General features: G+C 71.7%; 21 protein-coding genes. 10 read left to right on the plus strand and 11 right to left on the minus strand.

Annotated features, from left to right (window positions below):
• Positions 1–183: 183 nt before the first annotated feature.
• The 4 genes from ACH4ZA_RS34885 (at position 184) to ACH4ZA_RS34900 (ending at position 4215) form a co-directional block, all read left to right on the plus strand.
• Complete coding sequence (locus tag ACH4ZA_RS34885; protein WP_398433227.1) at positions 184–1026, plus strand: DUF3558 domain-containing protein; 843 nt, start codon at positions 184–186, stop codon at positions 1024–1026.
• A 118-nt stretch (positions 1027–1144) separates the two neighbouring features.
• Positions 1145–2131: a DUF3558 domain-containing protein gene (locus tag ACH4ZA_RS34890; RefSeq protein WP_319280339.1), complete on the plus strand. Its 987-nt coding sequence runs from the start codon at positions 1145–1147 to the stop codon at positions 2129–2131.
• Positions 2132–2207: 76 nt separating this feature from the next.
• A complete protein-coding gene (locus ACH4ZA_RS34895; RefSeq protein ID WP_398433228.1) occupies positions 2208–3542 on the plus strand; it encodes a DUF2637 domain-containing protein in 1335 nt (444 codons plus the stop codon).
• Between the two features lie 247 nt (positions 3543–3789).
• Entirely contained in the window at positions 3790–4215 is a 426-nt protein-coding gene (locus ACH4ZA_RS34900; RefSeq protein ID WP_319281457.1) for a hypothetical protein, read from the plus strand.
• A gap of 235 nt (positions 4216–4450) precedes the next feature.
• On the opposite strand, the gene lysS is transcribed toward ACH4ZA_RS34900, so the two are convergent.
• Entirely contained in the window at positions 4451–6193 is a 1743-nt protein-coding gene (gene lysS / locus ACH4ZA_RS34905) for a lysine--tRNA ligase (protein WP_398433229.1), read from the minus strand.
• A 204-nt stretch (positions 6194–6397) separates the two neighbouring features.
• Between lysS and argS the strand changes: the two genes are divergently transcribed.
• Positions 6398–8167 (plus strand): arginine--tRNA ligase, encoded by a 1770-nt coding sequence (argS, locus tag ACH4ZA_RS34910; RefSeq protein WP_319281455.1) that lies wholly within the window; start codon positions 6398–6400, stop codon positions 8165–8167.
• 64 nt (positions 8168–8231) lie between these two features.
• Here the strand turns inward: argS and ACH4ZA_RS34915 are convergent, their stop codons facing one another.
• Positions 8232–8699, minus strand: coding sequence for a peptidoglycan-binding domain-containing protein (locus ACH4ZA_RS34915; protein ID WP_319281453.1), 468 nt, complete (start codon positions 8697–8699; stop codon positions 8232–8234).
• 228 nt (positions 8700–8927) lie between these two features.
• Here ACH4ZA_RS34915 and ACH4ZA_RS34920 point away from each other — a divergent pair, with 228 nt between their 5' ends.
• A complete protein-coding gene (locus tag ACH4ZA_RS34920) occupies positions 8928–9716 on the plus strand; it encodes a DUF4253 domain-containing protein (RefSeq protein WP_398433230.1) in 789 nt (262 codons plus the stop codon).
• Between the two features lie 19 nt (positions 9717–9735).
• Here ACH4ZA_RS34920 and ACH4ZA_RS34925 read toward each other — a convergent pair whose 3' ends face one another.
• The gene (locus ACH4ZA_RS34925; protein WP_398433231.1) at positions 9736–10941 is read right to left on the minus strand and encodes a PLP-dependent aminotransferase family protein; all 1206 of its coding nucleotides are present in this window, start codon (positions 10939–10941) and stop codon (positions 9736–9738) included.
• Positions 10942–11191: 250 nt separating this feature from the next.
• Here ACH4ZA_RS34925 and ACH4ZA_RS34930 point away from each other — a divergent pair, with 250 nt between their 5' ends.
• Positions 11192–11413, plus strand: a complete 222-nt coding sequence (locus tag ACH4ZA_RS34930) for a hypothetical protein (RefSeq protein WP_319281450.1) — start codon at positions 11192–11194, stop codon at positions 11411–11413.
• Here the strand turns inward: ACH4ZA_RS34930 and hemB are convergent.
• From hemB to ACH4ZA_RS34960, 6 genes are all read right to left on the minus strand, one after another.
• On the minus strand, positions 11410–12402 hold the full coding sequence (gene hemB / locus ACH4ZA_RS34935; protein ID WP_398433232.1) for a porphobilinogen synthase: 993 nt from the start codon (positions 12400–12402) through the stop codon (positions 11410–11412). The two genes, ACH4ZA_RS34930 and hemB, sit on opposite strands and share 4 nt — an antisense overlap.
• Positions 12403–12611: 209 nt before the next feature.
• Positions 12612–14318 carry a bifunctional uroporphyrinogen-III C-methyltransferase/uroporphyrinogen-III synthase gene (locus tag ACH4ZA_RS34940; RefSeq protein ID WP_319281447.1) on the minus strand — a complete coding sequence of 569 codons (1707 nt, stop codon included), beginning with the start codon at positions 14316–14318 and terminating at the stop codon, positions 12612–12614.
• Positions 14315–15271, minus strand: coding sequence for a hydroxymethylbilane synthase (gene hemC, locus ACH4ZA_RS34945; protein WP_319281446.1), 957 nt, complete (start codon positions 15269–15271; stop codon positions 14315–14317). The genes ACH4ZA_RS34940 and hemC overlap by 4 nt, the downstream gene beginning before the upstream one ends.
• 5 nt (positions 15272–15276) lie before the next feature.
• Positions 15277–16995, minus strand: a complete 1719-nt coding sequence (locus tag ACH4ZA_RS34950; protein WP_319281445.1) for a glutamyl-tRNA reductase — start codon at positions 16993–16995, stop codon at positions 15277–15279.
• Positions 16992–17756, minus strand: coding sequence for a redox-sensing transcriptional repressor Rex (locus ACH4ZA_RS34955; RefSeq protein WP_319281444.1), 765 nt, complete (start codon positions 17754–17756; stop codon positions 16992–16994). Before ACH4ZA_RS34955 ends, ACH4ZA_RS34950 begins: the two co-directional genes overlap by 4 nt.
• A 280-nt stretch (positions 17757–18036) precedes the next feature.
• The gene (locus ACH4ZA_RS34960) at positions 18037–18309 is read right to left on the minus strand and encodes a glutaredoxin family protein (protein WP_319281443.1); all 273 of its coding nucleotides are present in this window, start codon (positions 18307–18309) and stop codon (positions 18037–18039) included.
• A 102-nt stretch (positions 18310–18411) separates the two neighbouring features.
• On the opposite strand from ACH4ZA_RS34960, the gene ACH4ZA_RS34965 reads away from it, so the two are divergent.
• The 3 genes from ACH4ZA_RS34965 (at position 18412) to ACH4ZA_RS34975 (ending at position 22091) form a co-directional block, all read left to right on the plus strand.
• Positions 18412–19350, plus strand: a complete 939-nt coding sequence (locus tag ACH4ZA_RS34965) for an HAD-IB family hydrolase (RefSeq protein WP_319281442.1) — start codon at positions 18412–18414, stop codon at positions 19348–19350.
• 473 nt (positions 19351–19823) lie between these two features.
• Complete coding sequence (locus tag ACH4ZA_RS34970; protein ID WP_319281441.1) at positions 19824–20609, plus strand: ECF subfamily RNA polymerase sigma factor, BldN family; 786 nt, start codon at positions 19824–19826, stop codon at positions 20607–20609.
• 246 nt (positions 20610–20855) lie between these two features.
• Positions 20856–22091 carry a DUF5667 domain-containing protein gene (locus ACH4ZA_RS34975; RefSeq protein ID WP_319281440.1) on the plus strand — a complete coding sequence of 412 codons (1236 nt, stop codon included), beginning with the start codon at positions 20856–20858 and terminating at the stop codon, positions 22089–22091.
• A gap of 151 nt (positions 22092–22242) precedes the next feature.
• On the opposite strand, the gene ACH4ZA_RS34980 is transcribed toward ACH4ZA_RS34975, so the two are convergent.
• Together ACH4ZA_RS34980 and ACH4ZA_RS34985 are read right to left on the minus strand one after the other, a co-directional pair.
• On the minus strand, positions 22243–23322 hold the full coding sequence (locus ACH4ZA_RS34980) for a lysophospholipid acyltransferase family protein (RefSeq protein ID WP_319281439.1): 1080 nt from the start codon (positions 23320–23322) through the stop codon (positions 22243–22245).
• 14 nt (positions 23323–23336) lie between these two features.
• A complete protein-coding gene (locus tag ACH4ZA_RS34985) occupies positions 23337–24428 on the minus strand; it encodes an NAD-dependent epimerase/dehydratase family protein (RefSeq protein ID WP_319281438.1) in 1092 nt (363 codons plus the stop codon).
• Positions 24429–24430 lie beyond the last annotated feature (2 nt).

Here is a 24430-nt window from a genome sequence, read left to right on the forward strand (position 1 = left end):
AAAAGTGGTGAGTCGCAAAACCGGTGCCAAGGTCGGTGAAAACAGACGACGGACCGGCATCCACGGTGGTGCGTGCGATACACATTGTCTGCAGGGACCGGCCTCGCCCGGCAAGCGATTAACCAGCGAGGACGCGGACCCGAAGACCCGACATCCCGAAGTGACCGTGGAGAGGAGCCGACCGTGCAGCGGAAGGCCTACGTACCCGGCGCCGTCGCCCTTCTCGCGGCGCTGCTGGCCGGCTGCACCGGTGGCTCGGACGACGCCGGCTCGGACGACAACTCCAACCCGGGCGAGGCCAACACCTCGGCGCCCGCCGCCCAGCCGGGCAGGTACGCCACGCTGCCGGAGGCGTGCGGCGTGGTGAGCCGGGCCACGCTCGACTCCCTGCTTCCCGGCATCCAGCAGCTCACCGACGTGACGCGACGCGAGACGGCCTACGCCGGTGAGGCGACGCTGACCTACGACACGGACCGCAAGGTGGGGTGCCGTTGGAAGGTGGAGTCGGCGGACGCGACCGATCACCTCCTCGTCGATTTCGAGCGGGTCGTCTCCTACGACAACGCGGTGAGCGACGACTCCCAGGCGGAGACGCTGTTCGCGAAGAAGGTGGCGGCGGCCGACCTGCCGGCGCCCGTCGCGTCCGCCACGACGGGTGTCCCGCCCTCCACGAGTGCGACGAACTCCCCGAGCGCGGGGGCCCCGTCGACGGCCGGCGCACCCTCCGTGTCCCCGTCCGCCCCCTCGGCGTCGGCGTCGGCCTCCTCGACGGCCGCGGCGGCCGATCTGCAGCCCCGGCTCCTGGACGACCTCGGCGACGAGGCGTTCATCGACGACGCGCTCGGAAGTTCCGGTTCGACGGTCGCACAGCGGACGGTGACTGTGGCGTTCCGCACGTCGAACGTCCTGGTGACCATCCAGTACGAGGAGCAGCCGGCGATCGTCGGCGTGACGCCGGACAGTGAGGAAATGCAGGACAAGGCCAGGAAACTGGCCGCCCAGTTGGCCGACTCACTGGCCGGCTGAGGTCGGTTCGGGGCGCGTCGGGCCCCGTCCGTGAAGCCTTCGAAGCGGAACCGCACACAGTCTTCACCGCGTACCGTGGCCCCTCGGACCCGATCCGACCGCAGGAACCACGAGCGTCATGAGTGAAGGAACCATGCAGCGACGAGCCCAGCGAGACGGCCAGTTCAACCAGCGCGAGGAGCGTGACGAGCGAGCGATGCGCACGGGAGGGCTCAACCGCCTCCTGGCAGCCGCGGTCGCCGTCCCGGTGATGCTGATCGCCGCGGGCTGCTCCTCGGACTCCGGCTCGGACGACGCTTCGAAGGACGCCGCCGCGAGCGCCGGCGCCGCCGCGGACTCCGCCGCGAGCGCCGCCCCCACCGTGCAGGCCGCGGCCTACCAGCAGCTCCCGAAGGCGTGCGCGGCGTTGTCGAAGAAGACGCTGACCGAGCTGGTGCCCAAGGGGGTGACCTCCGGCAAGGAGGGGACGACCGGGGACGCCGCGGACCGGGCGAGCTGTTCGTGGTCGAGCCTCGCCAACAACGGGGTGAAGGGGTCGCAGTTCCGCTGGCTGAACGTGTCGCTGCTGCGCTTCGAGTCGGACGCGACGACCGGCGACGGCGAGTCGCAGGCGAAGACGTACTACGCGAAGCAGGTCAAGGACTCCCAGGCGGTGGCGGGCGCGACGAACGCGAAGTCGCAGCCGGTGGCCGGCGCGGGCGACGAGGCGACGCTGGTGCGTTACGACCTGAAGAAGACCGAGGGCGCCTTCAAGCAGCAGACGGTGGTGGCGCGGGTGGAGAACGTCGTCGTCACACTGGACTACAACGGGGCCGGTCTGGCGGGCGACAAGGCGCCGAGCGCGGACGCGCTGGCGGCGTCGGCGCAGAAGGCGGCGAAGGAAGCGGTGGCGTCGGTGCGATCGGCCAACGGCGCGGGCGGCGGCGGGAGTTCGGCGGATACGCCGACGGGCTCGGCGACCGGTTCGGCCGGCCCGTCCCCGTCGAAGTCGGCGTCCGTCTCGCCGGGTCAGGGAGCTTCGCTGCCGTCGTCGCCGACCCCGGAGGCGACGGCGTCCAAGGCGGCCGCGGCGGCCCCGAAGGCGACCGCCTCCGCGAAGAGCTGACGGTCCGGAAAGGCGTGCACCGCACACATGTGCCACCCTGTTGCGCGCAAGAACACGCAAGGGGAGGGGAGTACGGGTGGCCGCGCCAATACAGCTGACCCGGATGCACCGCGTTCTCATCGGCGTGGTCGTGACCGGCGCCGTGATCATCGCCGGCATCGGCTTCGCCGGTTCGTACGCGGCCGTCCGTGAGCTGGCCCTGGAGAAGGGCTTCGGGAACTTCTCGTATGTGTTCCCCATCGGCATCGACGCGGGCATCTGCGTCCTGCTGGCCCTGGATCTGCTGCTGACGTGGATCCGCATCCCGTTCCCGCTGCTGCGGCAGACGGCGTGGCTGCTGACCGCGGCGACGATCGCGTTCAACGGTGCGGCGGCCTGGCCGGACCCGCTCGGCACGGGCATGCACGCGGTGATCCCGATCCTGTTCGTGGTGTCGGTGGAGGCCGCCCGGCACGCCATCGGCCGGATCGCGGACATCACGGCGGACAAGCACATGGAGGGCGTGCGCATCACGCGCTGGCTGCTCTCCCCGGTGCCCACCTTCCTGCTGTGGCGCCGGATGAAGCTGTGGGAGCTGCGCTCCTACGACCAGGTGATCAAGCTGGAGCAGGAACGTCTCGTCTACCAGGCCAGGCTGCGTTCGCGCTTCGGCCGCGCCTGGCGGCGCAAGGCGCCGGTGGAGTCGCTGATGCCGCTGCGACTGGCCCGCTACGGCGTCCCGCTGGCGGAGACGGCCCCGGCGGGTCTGGCGGCGGCGGGGATAGAGCCCGCGCTGCTGCCCCCCATGCCGACCCAGGCGCAGGAGCGGGCGCAGGTGCAGTCCCACGCCCCGGCCGAGCTCCAGGGACCGACGGCCCCGGCGTCCCCGGGCAATCCGCAGTTTCCGCAGAATCCGCAGCACGCGCAGGGGCCGGCGGCCGGCTTCGGACGGCAGGCGCAGCAGCCGCCCGGGCAGCCCGGGCAGCCCGAGGAGGACCAGAGCCCCTGGTTCCAGGCGATGCCGCACGAGGCCGCCTACCAGGGCGGCTACGACCCCACCTACGACCCCGCGGAGCAGTACGCCGACTGGTACGAGGAGCAGCAGCAGGCGGAGGAGTACCAGGAGCAGTACCAGGAGGAGCCCCCTCTCCAGGAGCCGTCCCCGGAGGAGACCGGTTCGTTCCCGATCCCGGTGGGTCCGGGCCGCAGCCGCGAGCTCGGCGGGGGCGGCGGCTCCCCGGAGCCGACCGAGGAGGACTACTACATGGTCTTCAAGAAGTCGATAGACGGCAGCTACCCCACCTCCGGCCAGCTCAGGAACGACGTGGAGGCGACGTACGGCGTGATGCTCCCGCAGCGCGAGGCCGACCGCATGGTCAACCGCTTCACCAACCGTCACACGGCGGAACTGCAGGACGACCACATCGCTTAGACGTCCTGACAGAAGTTATTGATCAAGTAACCATCCGCTTGGACCACGCCCGTACACCGTGGACGGTGTGCCAGGTGACCGTGGACGGTGTGCCAAGTGACTGTGGACGGTGTGCCAATGACAGGGGAATGAGCGCCGTACATCCTTGTGATCGCCGCAGAGACGTCTGGGACTTGCCACAGGACAGGCCTGTGACGTCAAGACCGAAGCGGTCAGCTCAGCCAACCCGTCGATGAAAGGGAAACCCGTGCCGATTTCTCGTTTCATGAAAAGTACACTAACGGCGGCGATAGCGACTGCGGGACTGGTGGTGTTCGATGCATCTCCGGCCCTTGCAAGTCAAGATGTCACTGTCCATATTCTGCAGTGCGAATTCGAGTACTGCCCCTCTGCGGGGTACGGGTGGTTCCATGCCGATCCGAACGGAAGTCTTCCCGGTGACGCGCTGAAGGCCTGCGACCTGCACGCCGATGGCCGCGGCATAAAGGCGACGCTGACCAATCGAGACACCGGCAAAGTCATTCGCACCGCCGATACCTCAGGTCACGCCTCGCCCTATTGCACGGGTTGGAAAACCGGCGACCTTCCGGAGCAAACCCGGGTCTGGGTCGACGTGTGCCTGACGGGCGCAGGGCCGGCCAAATGTGCTTACGGGTCCGAGGGATGGAGCTAACGGCGGCGTTTTCGCCGCCGCGATCCGCGCGGGCGCGTATTCACCGATCCGCTGACGACGGCTGACACCGCGGCCGGCCGCTCCGCCTCGCCGCCTGCCTCGTCACGCACCGCCCCGTCCCACGCCTTCGTCGGGACGCCGTGGACGGACCGGAACACGCCGGGGCGGACCGGAACACGCGAAGGGGCCCTCTCGCCGATCACCGGCGCGAGGGCCCCTTCGCGTGCGTCCCCGCCTACTCCCCGAGCAGGGCCCGCACCCGCTCCTGCCCCACCGCGAGCAGCAGCGTGGGCAGGCGCGGGCCGGTGTCGCGGCCGACGAGCAGGTGGTAGAGCAGCGCGAAGAACGTCCGCTGGGCGGTCTTGATCTCCGGCGGCAGCTCCTTGGGCGTGGCGTCCGCGGAGAACCCTGCCTGCACCTTCGGAACGCCGTAGACCAGGTGCGTCAGCCCGTCCAGCGACCAGTTGCCTGCGAGTCCGTCGAGCAGCAGCCGCAAGGACTGCTGGGAGGCCTCGTCGAGGGACTTCAGCAGTTCGGCGTCCGGCTCCTCGCGCACGATGGTGCGCTGGTCGGCGGGGACGTGGTTGTTGATCCAGGCCTCGGCCTTGTCGTACCGGGGCCGCGCCTCGTCCAGCGCCGCGATCGGGTTCTCGGGGTCGAGCTCGCTGAGGATCCGCAGCGCCTGCTGCTGCTCCCCGGCGGTGATGTCGGCGACGGAGGCGAGGGTGCGGTACGGCAGCGGCCGCGGCGTGCGCGGCAGCTCCGCGCCGGCGGTCCGCACCGCACGCGCGTGTGCGGCGACGTCGGCGGGCAGGGCGGAGCCGTCGGCGACCTTGGCGTCGAGCTTGTCCCACTCGTCGTAGAGCCGCTGGATCTCCTGGTCGAAGGCGATCTTGAAGGACTGGTTGGGGCGGCGGCGGGCGTAGAGCCAGCGCAGGAGCTGCGGCTCCATGATCTTCAGGGCGTCGCCGGGCGTGGGCACGCCGCCCCTGGACGACGACATCTTCGCCATGCCGCTGATGCCGACGAAGGCGTACATCGGCCCGATGGGCTGCTTGCCGCCGAAGATGCCGACGATCTGGCCGCCCACCTGGAAGGAGGAGCCCGGCGAGGAGTGGTCGACGCCGGAGGGCTCGAAGACGACTCCCTCGTAGGCCCACCGCATCGGCCAGTCGACCTTCCAGACCAGCTTGCCGCGGTTGAACTCGTTGAGCCGCACGGTCTCCGAGAAGCCGCAGGCGGTGCAGGCGTAGGTCAGCTCGGTGGTGTCGTCGTCGTAGGAGGTGACGGTGGTGAGGTCCTTCTCGCAGTTGCCGCAGTAGGGCTTGTACGGGAAGTAGCCGGCGCTGCCGGAGGAGCCGTCGTCCTCGTCGGCCGCGCCGGAGCCCTCGGCGGCCTCCAGCTCGGCCTCGTCGACCGGCTTCTGCTGCTGCTTCTTCGCCGGGGCCTTCTTGGTGCGGTACTGGTCGAGGATCGCGTCGATGTCGGCGCGGTGCCTGATCGCGTGCAGGATCTGCTCGCGGTAGACGCCCGAGGTGTACTGCTCGGTCTGGCTGATGCCGTCGAACTCGACGCCGAGTTCGGCGAGCGACGCGGTCATCGCGGCCTTGAAGTGCTCGGACCAGTTCGAAAACGACGAGCCCTGCGGGGCCGGGACGGAGGTCAACGGCTTGCCGATGTGCTCGGCCCAGGAGTCGTCGACGCCCGCGATGCCCTGGGGGACCTTGCGGTAGCGGTCGTAGTCGTCCCAGGAGATGAGATGGCGCACCTGGTGTCCGCGACGGCGGATCTCGTCGGCGACGAGGTGCGGGGTCATGACCTCGCGGAGGTTGCCGAGGTGGATGGGGCCGGAGGGGGACAGCCCGGAGGCGACCACCACCGGTTTGCCGGGGGCCCGACGCTCCGACTCTTCGATGACCTCGTCCGCGAAACGGGAGACCCAGTCGGTGGTCTCGGTGCTCTGAGCCACGATCGGCACGTCCTTCTTTCTCCGGGGCAGCCGGTACGGTCGACGGCTGGAGCCCCATTCTCCCAGTTCCGCCCGCAACCGCGAAAACCCCTTTACGAGACCGTGCCCCGGCCCCCGCCCCGGCCCCGGCCTCCCGCGCCCGGACAACCGCTTTACCCCGCGTGGGATACTGGCGACGTCTACCGATCCCACGAGGAGAACGGCTCCCACCCCATGACCTCGGTCACGTCGCTCACCGATCTCGTCCGTCAGTGCCTCGCGAACGCCCTCTCGGCCACCCTGCCGGAGGCCGGTGCGGACCCGCTGCTGCGACGAAGCGACCGGGCCGACTTCCAGGCCAACGGCATTCTGGCGCTGGCCAAGAAGGCGAAGGCCAACCCGCGGGAGCTGGCCACGCAGGTGGTGGCGAACGTGGAGTCGGGCGAGGTGATCCAAGAGATCGAGGTCTCGGGCCCCGGCTTCCTCAACGTCACGGTCTCCGACGGGGCGATCACGCGGAACCTGGCCGCGCGCTACGCCGACGACACGGCCCGCCTCGGCGTGCCGCACGTGGCGCGGCCGGGCACGACGGTCATCGACTACGCCCAGCCCAACGTGGCCAAGGAGATGCACGTCGGCCACCTGCGCTCGGCCGTCATCGGCGACGCGGTGGTCCGGATCCTCGAGTTCACGGGCGAGACGGTCGTGCGCCGACACCACATCGGCGACTGGGGAACCCAGTTCGGCATGCTCATCCAGTACCTGGACGAGCATCCGCACGAGTTGGACCACAAGGACGCCCAGGTGAGCGGCGAGGAGGCGATGTCGAACCTCGACCGCCTCTACAAGGCGGCCCGTCGGCTGTTCGACTCGGACGAGGAGTTCAAGACGCGCGCCCGTCGCCGGGTCGTGGACCTCCAGGCGGGCGAGCCGCACACGCTCGCGTCCTGGCAGAAGTTCGTCGACGAGTCCAAGATCTACTTCTTCTCCGTCTTCGAGAAGCTGGACATGGAGATCCGGGACGAGGACATCGTCGGCGAGTCGGGTTACAACGACATGCTGCACGAGACCTGCCGTCTGCTGGAGGAGTCCGGGGTCGCGGTCCGCTCGGAGGGCGCGCTGTGCGTGTTCTTCGACGACGTCAAGGGCCCGGACGGCAACCCGGTGCCGCTGATCGTCCAGAAGTCCGACGGCGGTTTCGGCTATGCGGCCACCGACCTGTCCGCGATCCGCGACCGGGTGTTCCAGCTGAAGGCGGACACGCTGCTCTACGTGGTGGACGCCCGTCAGTCGCTGCACTTCAGGATGGTGTTCGAGACGGCGCGCCGGGCCGGCTGGCTGGGCGACGGCGTGAAGGCGCACCAGTTGGCCTTCGGCACGGTCCTGGGCAAGGACGGCAAGCCGTTCAAGACCCGTGAGGGCGAGACGGTGCGTCTGGTGGACCTGCTGGACGAGGCGGTCGACCGGGCGACGGCCGTGGTCGGCGAGAAGCGCGAGAAGGTCGGCCTGACGGACCAGGAGGTCGCGGAGAACGGCCGGTACGTGGGCATCGGGGCGGTGAAGTACGCCGACCTGTCGACGTCGGCGGTGCGGGACTACAAGTTCGACCTGGACCAGATGGTCTCGCTGAACGGCGACACGTCCGTGTACCTCCAGTACGCGTACGCCCGTATCCAGTCGATCCTGCGCAGGGCGGGCGAGGCCCGGCCCGCCGCCCATCCGGAGCTGGCGCTCGCTCCGGCCGAGCGGGCGCTGGGTCTGCACCTGGACCGGTTCGGGGAGACGGTCGCGGAGGTCGCGGAGGCGTACGAGCCGCACAAGCTCGCCGCGTACCTGTACCAGCTGGCCTCGCTGCTGACGACGTTCTACGACCAGTGCCACGTGCTGTCCCCCGACAACGCGCCGGAGGTCGTGGAGAACCGCCTGTTCCTCGTGGACCTCACGGCCCGCACCCTGCACCGGGGAATGGCGCTGCTCGGCATCCGGACGCCCGAGCGGCTCTGACACGACGCAAGCACGCGACCGCGGCCCGCTCTCCCGCACCGGGAGGCGGGCCGCGGTCTTGCCGTCAGCAGGGGTACAGGTCGCTCATGTCGTTGGCGAACCGCTTGAACGCGGCCTTGGTGTTCGCGCCCGCCTTCCCGTCGATGCTGTCGTTGTAGCCCCAGCCGAAGGCCAGCATGCGCTGCAGCGCGCGGATCGTGTTCGGGCCCGGGTCGCCGTCGATGCTGTCGTTGTAGTCCCAGTACTCGCGGAGCCAGCGCTGCATCGCCTTCCAGCTGTTGGTGCCGAGCTCTCCGTCGATGTTGCCGGTGTAGCTGGCCGGTGCGGTCCGCAGCAGGCACTGCACGTTCTTGGCCTGCTGACTGCTGAGGCCGAAGTTCTGCGTCGCGAGGATCGCGGCCTGGGCGCTCACGGCCGTCCGCGACGCGCCGGCGGTGTCCGCGGCGGTGGCCGCGCCGGCCCCCGCCAGGGTTCCGGCTGCGATCCCGACGACTGCGGCGAAGCCGACGATCGTCTTGGTCAGAGCTCGCATTCTGTCCCCTCTGATGGTTGGCGGCCGGTCGGGGCGACCGGCTCGGCAACGAGACTGGGGGGCGGGGAGCACCGCCCGCCACGGTCGCCGGGAAACTGACGTCCCCGCGGGACGACCACCGCGCCGGCCTGCGAAGACACCGCGTCGCGGGACGTGCCGACGGGACGGCCGCAGCGGCGGACGGCGGGCGGTGACCCGATGTCAGTGGCTGCCCGTACAGTCGCCGGCATGGCGACTCTTCCCAACCCGCTGCCCAAGCTCGCGTCCGATCCGAGCGGGCGCTCCCTCGGGCTGCAGCTCCCCCCGGGGAGACTGATCGACGCGACCGACGAGGGTCCTTGGCACGAGCCGTTGCTGTGGCATGCGCAGCGGCCGGCCGCGCCGGGCAACTGGGCCGCGCTCGGAGGGAGTTCGGCGCGAGCGGGGCTGCTGCCGGTGCTGGTGGACCTGGGCGGCTCCCAAGGCGGCCCGCAGGAGTGGGAGTTGGCGCCCGGGGAGATGTCGTACCCGGGCGATCACGACGCGCAGGACGTGCTCGCCGAGTACTGGCAGGAGTGCGCGGCCGACGGCGAGGAGTGGCCGGGCCTGGCCGAGGGCCTCACCCTCGCCGCCGAGCCCGACGCGCGCGCCGCGCAGGTCGCCGACGCGTTGACCGGTGAGGGCGGTTCCCTCTTCGCAGCTCCTCATCTCGCCCTGGTCCCGGCGCGCCGCAGCGCTGACGTGCCCGCGGCGCTCGGCTGGACGGGCCCGGCCGGCCACGAGTACGACACCGCCCGGCTGAGCGCGGTGCTGCGCTCGTGGGAGGACCGCTTCGGCATACGGGTGGTCGGGCTCGGCTTCGACGTGCTGGTGCTCTCCGTGGCCGCGCCGCCCGCCACGGCCGCTCAGGCGGCGGCGGTGGCCGCCGAGCACTTCGCGTTCTGTCCGGACAACGTCCTCCAGGGCGGCGACGGGGACCTGGCGTCCTACGCGGAGCGGCTCGTCGGCGAGCACGCCTGGTCCTTCTGGTGGGACTGACGGGCCACCCCCGCCCCCGTCACTCCTTGAGTCCGCGCCCCAGCCTGCGCAGCCCCTCCGCGATCTCCGTCGGCGTCTGCGTCACGAAGCACAGACGCAGCGTCGAACGGTCGGGGTCGCCCGCGTAGAAGGGGGCGCCGGGCACGTAGGCCACGTCCTGGGCGACGGCCTGCGGGAGGAGGGCCCCCGTGTCGTACGCGTCGGGAAGGCGGGCCCAGAGGAACATGCCGCCCTCGGGCGTGTTCCACACCGACCCGTCCGGCAGCGCCTCGCCCAGCCCCGCCAGCATGGCGTCGCGCCGTTCGCGGTACACGCGGGCCACCCGTCCCACATGGGCGTCGAGGTCCTCGACGGTCAGATAGCGGGCGGCGGCGAGCTGGTTGACGGTCGGCGTGTGCAGGTCCGCGGCCTGCTTGGCGACGACGCAGGCCCGCAGCAGCTCGGCGGGGGCGCGCAGCCAGCCCAGCCGTATGCCGGGGGCCATGACCTTGGAGAAGGAGCCGAGCAGCACCGTGCGGTCGCGGGCGTCGGGGTGGGCGGCGATCCAGGGCACGCGCGCGCCGTCGTAACGGAGTTCGCCGTAGGGATCGTCCTCGACGATCCACAGGCCGTGCCGGGCGGCGACGCCGGCGAGGGCGGCACGTCGTTCCGCGGGGAGGGTGCGGCCGGTGGGGTTCTGGAAGGTGGGCACGGTGTAGAGCAGCTTGGGCCGTTCGCGCGCGACGAGGTCCGCGAGCGCCTCGGGGTCGGGGCCGTCCGCGTCGCCGGGCACGGCGAGGATGCGCGCTCCCGCGAGAGCGAAAACCTGGAGGGCGGCCAGATAGCAGGGGGCCTCGACGAGGACGGTGTCGCCGGGGTCGAGCAGCGCGCTCGCCAGCAGGGACAGCGCCTGCTGGGAGCCGGTGGTGACGAGGAGGTCGTCGGCGGCGGTGGGCAGCCCGCGGGCCGTCGTGCGGGCGGCGAGCCGTTCCCGCAGGGCCGGTTCGCCCTCGGTCGTGGAGTACTGCAGGGCCCGCGCCGGGACCTCTTCCAGCACGTGCCGGAACGCGGCCGCCACCCCTTCGCGGTCGAACAGCTCGGGCGCGGGCAGCCCGCCCGCGAAGTTGATCACCTCGGGGCGGGCGGTGACGGCGAGGATGTCCCGCACGGGCGAGCCGCCGACCGACCGGCTGCGGGCGGCGAGCGGGGGAACCGAGCGGGGTGCGGACACGGATGCGACAGTCATGTCCGCACCCTAAGGAGATACGTGCCGCCTACACCTGGGTTTCTGACATATGGACGGCCCGGCCCGGACGTCGGCTCCGCCGAGGTGCCCGCACCCGGCGGGCGCCGGCCGTCCGGCAGGCGGTCGGGCGTCCCGCACCGCGTCCCGCATCGGCCATGTCTTCGCAGGTCGGACGGCATGGGACCGTATCGGCGTCCCAAATCGGGCCAGGGGTGTGGAAGACGCGAGGCGTACGGCACAGGCTGGCCCCATGCCCACTCGCCCCGCTCCCCCCACCCGGCGCCGCGTCCGTCTGCTCGCCGTCGCGCTCACCGCCGCCGCGGCGCTCACCCTCACCGCGTGCCGTGACGGCGAGGGCCTGCGCGACGAGGGCCCGTCGAGCTCCAGCACCCTGAACGGCTCCGGCCCGCTCCCCGGCTCCGGCACCCTGACCGGCTCCGTCACGCTCACCGGCCCCGGCGACCGGAGCTAGCGCAGTTTCCGGGCCGCCTCGGTGGCCCAGTACGTGAGGATGTTCCGGGCGCCGGCCCGCTTGATCCCGGTCAGCGTCTCGAGGATCGCCCGGTCGCGGTCGATCCAGCCCTTCTCGGCGGCGGCCTCGACCATCGAGTACTCGCCGGAGATCTGGTAGGCGGCGACGGGCACGTCCACGGCGTCGGCGACCCGGGCGAGGATGTCCAGGTAGGGGCCGGCCGGCTTGACCATGACCATGTCCGCGCCCTCCTCCAGGTCGATGGCGAGTTCGCGCATCGACTCACGGAGGTTGGCCGGGTCCTGCTGGTAGGTCTTGCGGTCGCCCTTCAGCGAGGAGCCCACGGCCTCCCGGAAGGGCCCGTAGAAGGCGGACGCGTACTTGGCGGTGTACGCGAGGATCGAGACGTCCTCCCGCCCGATCTGGTCGAGCGCGTCGCGGACGACCCCGATCTGCCCGTCCATCATCCCGCTGGGCCCCACCACGTGGGCGCCGGCGTCGGCCTGCACCTGCGCCATCTCCGCGTACCGCTCGAGGGTGGCGTCGTTGTCGACGCGCCCCTCGTCGTCCAGCACGCCGCAGTGCCCGTGGTCGGTCGTCTCGTCGAGGCACAGGTCGGACATGACGAGCAGGTCGTCCCCCACCTCGGCGCGGACGTCGCGGATGGCGACCTGCAGAATCCCGTCCGGATCGGTCCCCGGCGTCCCGAGGGCGTCCTTCTTGGACTCCTCCGGCACCCCGAACAGCATGATCCCGGAGATCCCCGCCTCGACGGCCTCCAGCGCGGCCTTCTTCAGACTGTCCCGCGTGTGCTGCACGACCCCCGGCATGGCCGTGATCGGCACCGGCTCGCTCACGCCCTCCCGCACGAACGCGGGCAGGATGAAGTCGGCCGGATGCAGACGCGTCTCGGCGACCATGCGCCGCATGACGGGAGTGGTGCGCAGCCGCCGGGGACGCGTCCCGGGAAAGGATCCGTACTTCGTCATGCGCCCTACGCTACGCCCGGCCCGGGGGACCACTTGCCGACGGCCTGTCGACCCGGAGCGGGGCGCCCGGACCTCTCCGCCGGCGCCTCCCGCGGCGACGCAGGCCGGGCCGGGTCACGCTCGGCCGGGCTCCCTCGCCGAGGGCTCTCTTCAGATCCGGGAGGGGCCCCGGGGCCGCAGCGCAGCCCCGGGAGCCCTCACCCCGTCGCTCAGGTGGCCCGCCTGCGGCGCGCGCCCGGACGGCGCTCGCTCGGCCGGCTGACCGGGTCCCCGGCCTCCTGGGCCGCCGCGCGCCGGCGCAGACCGAAGTCGGCCAGCGCCTCGGCGAGCTTGTGCACCGACGGCTCGGGAGCCATCACGTCGACCCGCAGCCCGTGCTCCTCGGCCGTCTTGGCGGTCGCCGGACCGATGCACGCGATGACCGTGACGTTGTGCGGCTTGCCCGCGATGCCCACCAGGTTGCGCACGGTGGACGAGGACGTGAAGAGCACGGCGTCGAAACCGCCGCCCTTGATCGCCTCGCGCGTCTCCGCCGGCGGCGGAGAGGCCCGCACGGTCCGGTAGGCCGTCACGTCGTCGACCTCCCAGCCCAACTCGATGAGCCCGGCCACCAGGGTCTCGGTGGCGATGTCGGCGCGCGGCAGGAACACCCGGTCGATCGGGTCGAAGACCGGGTCGTAGGGCGGCCAGTCCTCGAGCAGGCCCGCGGCCGACTGCTCGCCGCTCGGCACCAGGTCCGGCTTCACGCCGAAGGCGATCAGCGCCTTCGCGGTCTGCTCGCCCACCGCGGCCACCTTGATGCCCGCGAAGGCACGCGCGTCGAGCCCGTACTCCTCGAACTTCTCCCGCACCGCCTTCACGGCGTTGACCGAGGTGAAGGCGATCCACTCGTAGCGTCCGGTCACCAGGCCCTTGACCGCGCGCTCCATCTGCTGGGGCGTACGCGGCGGCTCGACGGCGATCGTCGGCACCTCGTGCGGCACGGCCCCGTACGACCGCAGCTGGTCGGAGAGCGACACCGCCTGCTCCTTCGTGCGCGGCACGAGGACCTTCCAGCCGAACAGCGGCTTGGACTCGAACCACGACAACTGGTGGCGCTGGGCGGGGGCGGAACGCTCGCCGACCACGACTATCACCGGCCGGCCGCCCTCCGGGGAGGGCAGCACCTTCGCCTGCTTCAGCGTCTGGGCGATCGTGCCGAGCGTCGCCGCCCAGGTGCGCTGCCGGGTCGTCGTTCCGGCCACGGTGACCGTCATCGGCGTGTCCGGCTTGCGGCCCGCCGAGACCAGCTCGCCCGCGGCCGAGGCCACCGAGTCGAGGGTCGTCGACACGACGACCGTGCCGTCGGAGGCGCCGACCTCGGTCCAGCAGCGGTCCGACGCCGTGCGCGCGTCCACGAACCGGACGTCCGCGCCCTGCGCGTCGCGCAGCGGCACACCGGCGTACGCGGGCACGCCGACGGCGGCCGCGATGCCGGGGACCACCTCGAAGGGAACACCGGCGGCCGCGCAGGCGAGCATTTCCTCCGCCGCGTACGTATCCAGTCCCGGGTCCCCGGACACCGCACGGACGACCCGCCTGCCGCCCCGCGCGGCCTCCATGACAAGATGTGCGGCATCGCGCACAGCGGGTGTCTCAGCGGTTGTTGACGTGCCGTCAACGAGCGTCGGACGGGGTGCGCCCGTGAGCGGAACAGGGTCCGGCGAAGGACCCGCGTCCGCGCTCACGACGGCGACGCCCGGCCTGGCGTGCGTCCGCACGACGTCGAGCACCTCGTGCTCGGCGACGAGGACGTCCGCGTGCGCCAGCGCCTCCACGGCGCGCAGAGTCAGTAGTCCCGGATCCCCGGGTCCGGCACCCAGGAAGGTGACGTGCCCGTGTTCAGGACCGGCGGCTGGAAGGGCGGTGGGGCTCACTGTGCTCGCTCCCCCATCAGACCGGCCGCGCCCTGGGCGAGCATCTCGGCGGCGAGTTCGCGACCGAGCGCCATTGCCCCGTCGTGCGTCTCGGGCACGGGACCGGTGGTGGACAGCTGCACCGTGCGAGCGCCGTCGGTGGTGCCGACGACGCCGCGCAGGCGCATTTCCTTGACAATCTGCCCGTCGGCCAGAAGGTCGGCCAGCGCGCCCACGGGGGCGCTGCAGCCGGCCTCCAGGGCGGCGAGCAGGGACCTTTCGGCAGTGACGGCGACCCGGGTGAAGGGGTCGTCGAGTTCGCCGAGCGCGGCGATCAGCGCTGCGTCGTCAGCGACGCATTCGATCGCCAGTGCTCCCTGGCCGGGAGCGGGCAGAACGGTGTCTATCGACAGGAAGTCGGTGACCTCGTCGATGCGGCCCATGCGGCTCAGGCCGGCCGCGGCCAGCACCACCGCGTCCAGCTCGCCGTCGTGCACGTACCGGATCCGGGTGTCGACGTTCCCGCGTATGGGGACCGTCTCGACGTCCAGCCCGTGGGCCCGTGCGTACGCGTTCAGCTGGGCCATGCGGCGCGGCGAGCCGGTGCCGATGCGCGCCCCGCGCGGCAGGTCGGTGAACTTCAGCGCGTCCCGGGCGACGATCACGTCACGCGGGTCCTCGCGCACCGGCACGGCGGCCAGGACCAGGTCCTCGGGCTGCGTGGTGGGGAGGTCCTTCAGCGAGTGAACCGCGAAGTCGACCTCACCCCTCGCCAGCGCGTCGCGCAGCGCGGTCACGAAGACGCCCGTGCCGCCGATCTGCGCCAGATGCTCTCGGGAGACGTCGCCGTAGGTGGTGATCTCGACGAGTTCCACGGGCCGTCCGGTCACCCGGCTCACGGCGTCCGCGACCTGCCCGGACTGGGCCATGGCGAGTTTGCTGCGCCTCGTCCCCAGTCTCAGTGCCTTACTCATGCCGCTCATGCCGGCCCTCGGTTCTGTGCGTTCTTCTCGGTGCTGTCCTCAGCCCGGGACACGGCGGCCACCGTCTCCTGGTCGAGGTCGAACAGGGTCCGCAGCGCGTCCGCGTACCCGGCGCCGCCGGGCTCGGCCGCGAGCTGCTTGACCCGTACGGTCGGCGCGTGCAGCAGCTTGTCGACGACGCGCTTCACGGTCTGCGTGATCTCCGCGCGGTGCTTGTCGTCCAGGCCGGGCAGCCGCGCGTCGAGCCGGGCGATCTCGCCGGCCACGACGTCGGCGGCCATGGCGCGCAACGCGACCACGGTCGGGGTGATGTGCGCGGCCCGCTGTGCGGCGCCGAAGGCGGCGACCTCGTCGGCGACGATCCGCCGCACCTGGTCGACGTCGGCGGCCATCGGGGCGTCGGCGGAGGCCTCGGAGAGCGACTCGATGTCGACCAGCCGCACTCCGGCGAGGCGGTGGGCGGCGGCGTCGACGTCCCGCGGCATCGCGAGGTCGAGCAGGAAGAGGACGGGCTGCGGCCTCGCCGGCGCGGCGGCGGGCTCGGGCCTGCGGCGCTCGGGGATGCGGCCGACGGCGGCGGCGGTCGCGGCGAGCGCGGTGATCAGCTCGGCGTCGGCCGAGGGGTCGCGGCGGGCGGCGAGCCGGCGGTCCACGGTGGCGTTGTCGACCCAGGCGGCGTGCTGCTCCAGCGTGGCCGCGTCCATGCCGGCGACGGCGGCCTCCCCCAGCACGGAGAAGCCGGACTGCTGCACCGCGGACTGCTGCGCGGCGGCCAGGTCGAGCGGGCAGTTCTCGTCGGCGCCGGCCGAGGCGGGCGACAGCGGCCGTACGTCCGGGGCCGCGCTCTCCTCGTCGAAGGCGGCGGGCGCCCCGGTGCGGCCCTCGACGGCGGCGGCGACCGCTCCCGCCGTCAGGACCAGGCCCGTCGCGCCGGTGCAGGAGACGGCCACGTCGGCACGTGTCAGCTCGGCCGGCACCGATTCCATCGGTACCGCGCGGGCCGACACGTCCGTGCCGCCGCCCTCGGTCAGTATCTGGGCGAGCCGCTCGGCGCGGTCGAGGGTGCGGTTGGCGACCACGACCTCGGTGATCCCGGCGCGCGCCAGGGTGGCGGCGGCCAGCGACGACATGGAGCCCGCGCCGATGACGAGGGCCCGCTTGCCCCGCGCCCACTCGCTCACGTCCCCGCCCGCGGCCAGCTGCTCCAGGCCGAAGGTGACCAGGGACTGCCCGGCGCGGTCGATGCCGGTCTCGGAGTGGGCGCGCTTGCCGACCCGCAGGGCCTGCTGGAACAGGTCGTTCAGCAGCCGCCCGGCGGTGTGCAGCTCCTGCGCGCGGGCCAGCGAGTCCTTGATCTGCCCGAGGATCTGGCCCTCGCCGACGACCATGGAGTCCAGCCCGCAGGCCACCGAGAAGAAGTGGTGGACGGCGCGGTCCTCGTAGTGCACGTAGAGGTAGGGGGTGAGCTCCTCGATGCCGACGCCGCTGTGCTGGGCGAGCAGCGTGGAGAGCTCGGCGACGCCCGCGTGGAACTTGTCCACGTCGGCGTACAGCTCGATCCGGTTGCAGGTGGCGAGGACGGCGGCCTCGGCGGCGGGTTCGGCGGCGACCGTGTCCTGGAGCAGCTTGAACTGGGCGTCCCTGGACAGGGAGGCGCGCTCGAGCACGCTCACGGGGGCGCTGCGGTGGCTCAGTCCGACGACGAGGAGGCTCATGCCGGCATCACGGCGGGCACGTCCCCGTCGGGTCCCTGGTCGGTGGAGGCGTCGCGGCTGACGGGCGCGGGGGCGGCGGCGTCGCTCGCCGCGGCCTCCTCGACGGCCTTGCGCTGCTCGTGGAAGGCGAGGATCTGCAGCTCGATGGAGAGGTCGACCTTGCGCACGTCGACGCCGTCGGGCACGGACAGCACGGTCGGCGCGAAGTTCAGGATGGAGGTGATGCCGGCGGCCACGAGCCGGTCGCAGACCTGCTGGGCGACGCCCGGCGGGGTCGTGATGACGCCGATGGAGACGCCGTTGTCCGAGATGATCTTCTCCAGGCCGTCGCTGTGCTGCACGGCGATCCCGGCGACCTGCTTTCCGGCCATCGCGGGGTCGGCGTCGATGAGGGCCGCGACGCGGAACCCGCGCGAGGCGAACCCGCCGTAGTTGGCGAGCGCCGCGCCGAGGTTTCCGATGCCGACGATGACGACCGGCCAGTCCTGGGTGAGGCCGAGTTCACGCGAGATCTGGTAGACGAGATACTCGACGTCGTAGCCGACACCGCGCGTTCCGTAGGAGCCCAGGTAGGAGAAGTCCTTGCGCAGCTTCGCGGAGTTGACTCCCGCGGCGGCGGCGAGCTCCTCGGAGGAGACCGTGGGCACCGAGCGCTCCGACAGTGCGGTCAGCGCGCGGAGGTACAGCGGAAGCCGGGCGACGGTGGCCTCGGGAATCCCTCGGCTACGGGTCGCCGGTCGGTGAGTTCGGCCAGTTGCCACGGTGCTCCTGCGGGTAGAGCGGGGCTGCAGGCGGTCACATGTTCCCAGACCGCCCCGTCGAGTGCAGGCTATGTCTTTGTGAACGCGTGCACAAAGATGGTGTCCGATTTGCCCGGCCAACGTGACCGGGGTCACGCGCGTCATTACAGGGGGCAAAACCGTCACTCTCCTCGTGAATCCCGCCCCCGAGACCAAAGCGCCATCGATCCTAAGCGACGTCCGGTACGTCCTTGTACTGCTCGGTCAGTTCCTTTCCGGTCCCGTGCGGTGTCACCCGGCCTCATCCGGCGAGCTCCTTGCGCAGCCGCGCCTCGTCCACCCGCCAGAAGGTGTGCTGCCTGCCGTCCACCAGGACCACCGGGATCTGCTCCCAGTACTGCTCGTACAGGTCGCGGTCGTCGGCGATGTCCTTCTCCTCCCAGGGCACGCCGAGCTCCCCGCAGACCCGCGCGATCACACGCTCCGCGTCGTCGCACAGATGGCAGCCCGCCTTGCGGATGAGAGTGACCGACCGCTCGCGCGCGTCGGTCCGGCGTCGGAAGAGGGGAGTCATGGCGCCATTGTCGCGCTTCCGGCGACGGGACGGCCGCGAGTGTTCACACGCTGCCAACCTCATGGATCCGGAACAGCCGAACGGACTGGCTATGCTCACGCCATGGCCGCTCTAGGATGGCTCACTCCCCGTAGGCGCTCCGCCACGGCGCGGAGCGTGTTGGCAGGCGAGGCCTCGGCCGAGGCAGCCCGCAAGTCCACCCAGGAAGCCCTGGACTCCCAGGACGCCCTGGACACCTCGGACCGGGAACCGCAGTTCCCGGTGCACGGCGACGCGATGGCCGCCGCCTTCTTCGACCTCGACAACACCGTGATGCAGGGCGCCGCGCTCTTCCACTTCGGCCGCGGCCTGTACAAACGGAAGTTCTTCGAGACCCACGACCTGGTCCGCTTCGCCTGGCAGCAGGCGTGGTTCCGGCTGGCCGGCGTCGAGGATCCCGAGCACATGCAGGAGGCCCGCGACTCCGCCCTGTCGATCGTCCAGGGCCACCGCGTCTCCGAGCTGATGTCGATCGGCGAGGAGATCTACGACGAGTACATGGCCGAGCGCATCTGGCCCGGCACCCGCGCCCTCGCCCAGGCCCACCTGGACGCCGGTCAGAAGGTGTGGTTGGTCACAGCCGCCCCGGTGGAGATCGCCCAGGTGATCGCCCGCCGGCTCGGCCTCACCGGCGCGCTGGGCACCGTCGCGGAGTCCGTCGACGGCGTCTACACCGGCAAGCTGGTGGGCGAGCCCCTGCACGGACCCGCCAAGGCGGAGGCGGTGCGCGCGCTGGCGGCGGCGGAGAACCTGGACCTCTCGCGCTGCGCCGCGTACAGCGACTCCCACAACGACATCCCGATGCTCTCCCTGGTCGGCCACCCCTACGCCATCAACCCGGACGCCAAGCTGCGCAAGCACGCCCACAACCTCGACTGGCGGCTGCGCGACTACCGCACCGGCCGCAAGGCGGCGAAGGTCGGCATCCCGGCGGCGGCGGGCGTCGGCGCGGTGGCGGGCGGCACGGCGGCGGCGATCGCGCTGCACCGGCGCCGGCGATGAGCTGACCGGCACGGGGCGAGGACGGGCGGAGCGGCCGGGCGGCAGGACACCGCCCGGCCGCTCCGCGTTCCGCCCCGGGGCCTGGCCCGCCCCGGCGCCTCACCCGCGTCCGGCGCCCCGCTCCCGGCCGTCACGCCGGCGACGACACCCCACACCCACGAGCAAACCCGACCAATCCGACGGTCGTACCCACGTAACCCCGTATCCAGTCCCGTTGTCCGCGCACCGCCACAACACGCCCTGGACCGACCGGAAACTCGAACCGTTCCGATCACCAACCGCTCAGCCTGCATCACTTGATCGAGCGCCAATAGGCCACAGAAGCGACGTAATCGATGATTTGAGCAACTCGGCGTAGCAGCCCCTGTACGAAGCGTTATTCTCCTCAGACGCAATCCGGCACCCCTCCTGTCGCTACGACGGGTGAAAGGTTCCGCACTGCACGTGATGGAAGCTCTGCCTCTGGGAGTCCCGTGTACCCACACGTCGGGGTTGACACCTCGGGCCTGGCTACGCTGCGCGCAACGGTCGCTACGGTCCAGGACCTGTTGCGCGGCTTCGTCCCCACCGCGTACGCCGGCCCCGCCTTCGCCACCGCCGCACCGGCGGGCCCCTGCTACGCACTGGCGGAAGGCAGCGCCGCGGTCGGCAGAAGAGGACGCTCGACCAGCGGCGCGGCCACCGCCACCCGCCGACCGGCCGCCGACAGCGACAGCGCCCGGATGATGGACCTCGTCGAACGAGCTCAGGCCGGCGAGGCCGACGCCTTCGGGCGGCTGTACGACCAGTACAGCGACACCGTGTACCGCTACATCTACTACCGGGTGGGCGGCAAGGCGACAGCCGAGGACCTCACCAGCGAGACGTTCCTGCGCGCCCTGCGCCGCATCGGGACGTTCACCTGGCAGGGCCGCGACTTCGGCGCCTGGCTCGTCACCATCGCCCGCAACCTCGTCGCCGACCACTTCAAGTCGAGCCGCTTCCGGCTCGAGGTCACCACCGGCGAGATGCTCGACGCCAACGAGGTCGAGCGCTCCCCCGAGGACTCCGTCCTCGAGTCCCTGTCCAACGCCGCACTGCTGGACGCGGTGCGACGGCTCAACCCGCAGCAGCAGGAGTGCGTGACGCTCCGGTTCCTGCAGGGCCTCTCCGTCGCCGAGACGGCTCGGGTGATGGGCAAGAACGAGGGCGCCATCAAAACCCTCCAGTACCGGGCCGTCCGCACCCTCGCCCGGCTGCTGCCGGAAGACGCCCGCTGACCGCCCCCGCCCGCAGCCCACTGTCGGCGTTCCCCAACTCACGTTCAGTGAAAGTCCGTTGCCTTCCCGATCCGATCATCCGCAGTCCGTAACCCAAGTGCCGCGCCAGTCGTTGTGCGGGATACAGGCTCCCTGTGGTCACGTCCTGGCCGACCCCGCTCACTCGATCGGGTGCAACCGGCACCGGGCGTGCAACCCTCAGCACCCCGAGGGAGTCGACCGTCATGACGAGAGGAGGTGCCGCCCGTGATCGCGAACGTATCGGCGCACCGGCGGGCGAACGCCTTCGCCCAGGCCCTGGAGGAGCAGTCCGACCAGGGCACGGCGGCCGAGCAGACCGAAGGATCACCGCCGGCGCCGGCCGCTGCGGACCAGACCGGGCAGGGCCAGCTGCTGGCCCTCGCCACGAGTCTCGCCGAGCTGCCCAAGCCGGAACTCGATCCCGAGGTCAAGGTCGTACAGCGGGCCCAGTTGGTCGCAGCGATGGAGGCCATGCTGCAGGCCGGCACCGCGGGAGGCGAGGCAGCGGACCTGTCGGTCCCCGAACAGCGGTCCCACCGGGGCAGGGGCACACACCGGGCCGGCCCCCTGGGCAAGTTCCGGCCGCGTTCCCGCCTCGCCAGGGGCCTCACCGCGGGCGGCCTCAGCGTCGGCGTCGCGGCGGGAGCCTTCGGCGGAGTCGCCGCCGCGAGCTCCGACGCCCTCCCCGGCGACGGGCTCTACGGGCTGAAGCGCGGGATCGAGGACTTCAAGCTCAACTACCTGGCCGACGGTGACGACGAACGCGGTCGCACCTACCTCGACCAGGCCTCCACCCGGCTCGGCGAGGCCCGAAGACTCATGGAACGGGGCCGCAGCGGCGACCTCGACCACGAATCCCTGGGCGAGATCCGGCGCGCCCTGAACGGCATGCAGCACGACGCGTCGGAAGGCCATCGTCTCCTCCACGAGGCGTACACCCGCGACCCCGACTCGCTGGGCCCCATCCAGGCCCTCGATGCGTTCTCCCGCTCGCACCGCGAGGCCTGGGGCGCTCTGCGCGAGCGACTCCCGGTCCAGCTCGGGGACGTCAGTCAGCAGGTCTCGTCGGTCTTCGAAGCCATAGACGACGAGGTCGCCCCGCTGCAGTCCCGGCTTCCGCGGCCCCCCGCCGCGGGCGGCCGCGACACCCGTCAGGGCACCGGGTCGGCGTCCACCGGCAGCTCCTCGGACACCGGCCGCACGACCGCACCGGGCGGCGGCAAGGACACGTCCCACGACACCGGCGGCGACACCGGCAGCCCCAGCAGGTCCGCCACCTCCGGGACCGGCGACGACGGCCTCCTCGGCGGCAACACCGGCGGTCTCCTCGACCCGCCGAAGGACACCGGCGGCACCTCACCGACCACCAGCCCGCCCCTCACGCGGCCCGACGTCACCCTCCCGCCCCTCCTCCCCGGCCTCCTCCCCGGCCTGGGCATCGACGGCGAGGACGCGGAGTAGCACCACCGCACACGGCGATGGGGCGCACCTTCCGAGGAAGGTGCGCCCCATCGCCGTCCCACCGCCGAACGGCCGAAGGGACCACCGGACAACCGGGGGACAACGGGCGCGGAGCCGGCGGGAAGCAGGCGAACGACTGGAAGAACACCGCCTAGAAGAACACCGAGCGGCGCTGCACCAGCAGCTTGTAGAGCGTGTGCTGGATCTGCTCGCGCACCTGGTCCGTCAGGTTGAACATCAGCATCGGATCCTCCGCCGCCTCCGGCGGATAACCGTCCGTCGGGATGGGCTCGCCGAACTGGATCGTCCACTTCGTCGGCAGCGGGATCGCGCCCAACGGGCCCAGCCACGGGAACGTCGGCGTGAGCGGGAAGTACGGGATGCCCAGCACCCGAGCCAGCGTCTTGGCGTTGCCGATCATCGGGTAGATCTCCTCGGCCCCGACGATCGAGCAGGGAATGATCGGCACGCCCTTGCGCAGGGCCGTCGAGACGAAGCCGCCCCGGCCGAACCGCTGAAGCTTGTACCGCTCGTTGAACGGCTTCCCGATGCCCTTGAAGCCCTCCGGCATCACCCCCACGAGCTCGCCCTGGCCGAGCAGCCGCTCGGCGTCCTCCGCGCAGGCCAGGGTGTGCCCGAGCTTGCGCGCCAGCTCGTTGACGACCGGCAGCACGAAGACGAGATCGGCTGCGAGCAACCGCAGATGACGTCCCGCCGGGTGCTGGTCGTGGACGGCGACCTGCATCATGAGGCCGTCCAGCGGCAGCGTCCCGGAGTGGTTGGCGACGATCAGCGCCCCGCCCTCGGCCGGGATGTTCTCGACGCCCTTCACCTCGACCCGGAAGTACTTCTCGTACAACGGCCGCAGCAGGGACATCAGGACCTGATCGGTCAGCTCCTCGTCGTAGCCGAAGTCGTCGACCTCGTAGTCGCCCGTGAGCCGCCGGCGCAGGAAGGACAACCCGCCCGCGATCCGCCGCTCCAGGCCGCCCCCGGCCTCGTCAGGCCGCTCCTCACCCGTCACAGGAACATCATCCAGCCCGGCCGCCCCGATGTGCAGGGGCTGAACATCGCCGACCGGGCCGTTCTCGCCCGCCTCGCCGATTTCCCGGACCTGCGCGGGCTCGCCGTTCGTGCGCCGGCTCCCCGCGCCCCGTCGCCGGGACGGCCGCGCCACGGCGCTTCCCCGGGACCGGTCGTCGTCGAACGGAATGACCTTGGCGTCCGCCATCGTTGATGCGCTCCTCAGTTGGCGCTCTGCGCCGGGGGGGTGGCCGGGGACCGGTCCGGGGCAGTGCCGCGGGCGCCGCCGGCCAGCGGCAGCGCGGCGATCCGGTCGACCGCCCCGGCGACGGCCCCCGGAGGCAGCAGACCGGGCCCGTGGGCGCGCGCGAAGTCCTCGAAGGTCTCGGCCGTCGTGTACCGGGGCGTGAACCCCAGCGTCTCGCGCATCTGGACCGTCGACACGACCCGGCCGTGGGTGAGCAGCCGGATCTGCTCGGGCGAGAAGTCCGTCATACCCAGCGTACGCACCAGGGAGCCCGCCCATGTGACGGCCGGCAGCAGCAGCGGCACCGTGGGCCGCCCGAGCCGCCGCGAGCACTGCGACAGCAGCAGCACCCCGTCCCCGGCGACGTTGAAGGTGCCGCTGTTGAGCGTGCCCCGCTGCGGCTCGTGCGAGGCGATCCGCAGCACCTGGATCACGTCGTCCTCGTGCACGAACTGCAGCCGGGGGTCGTAACCGAGCACCGTGGGCAGCACGGGCAGCGCGAAGTACGAGGCGAGCGGCGTCTCCGCGGTGGGCCCGAGGATGTTGGCGAACCGCAGCACGCACACGGCGACGTCCGGCCGCCGCCTGGCGAACCCGCGGACGTAGCCCTCGACCTCGACGGTGTCCTTCGCGAAACCGCCGCTCGGCAGCGCCTTGGCGGGCGTGGTCTCGGTGAACACGGCCGGGTCCCGGGACGCCGAGCCGTACACGTTGGTGCTGGACTTCACGACGAGCCGCTTCACGTTCGGCGACTTCTGACAGGCGCCGAGCAGCTGCATCGTCCCGATGACGTTGGTCTCCTTGACCGTGGTCCGGCTGCCGCTGCCCAGCGCGGTCGCCGTCACGTCCAGATGGACGACGGTGTCGGCGCCGGTCTCGGCCAGCACCCGCGCGATGGTGGGCTGCCGGATGTCGGCCTGGATGAACTCGGCGCCCCCGAGATGATGCTCGGGCCGCACGACGTCCACGGCGACCACCCGGTCGACCTGTGGGTCACGCTGGATCCGCCGTACGAAGCGGCCCCCCAGCTGACGGGCCACTCCGGTAACGAGCACGACCTTTCCCAAGA

This window comes from Streptomyces sp. NPDC020597 (assembly GCF_044335095.1).
Classification (GTDB): Bacteria; Actinomycetota; Actinomycetes; order Streptomycetales; family Streptomycetaceae; genus Streptomyces.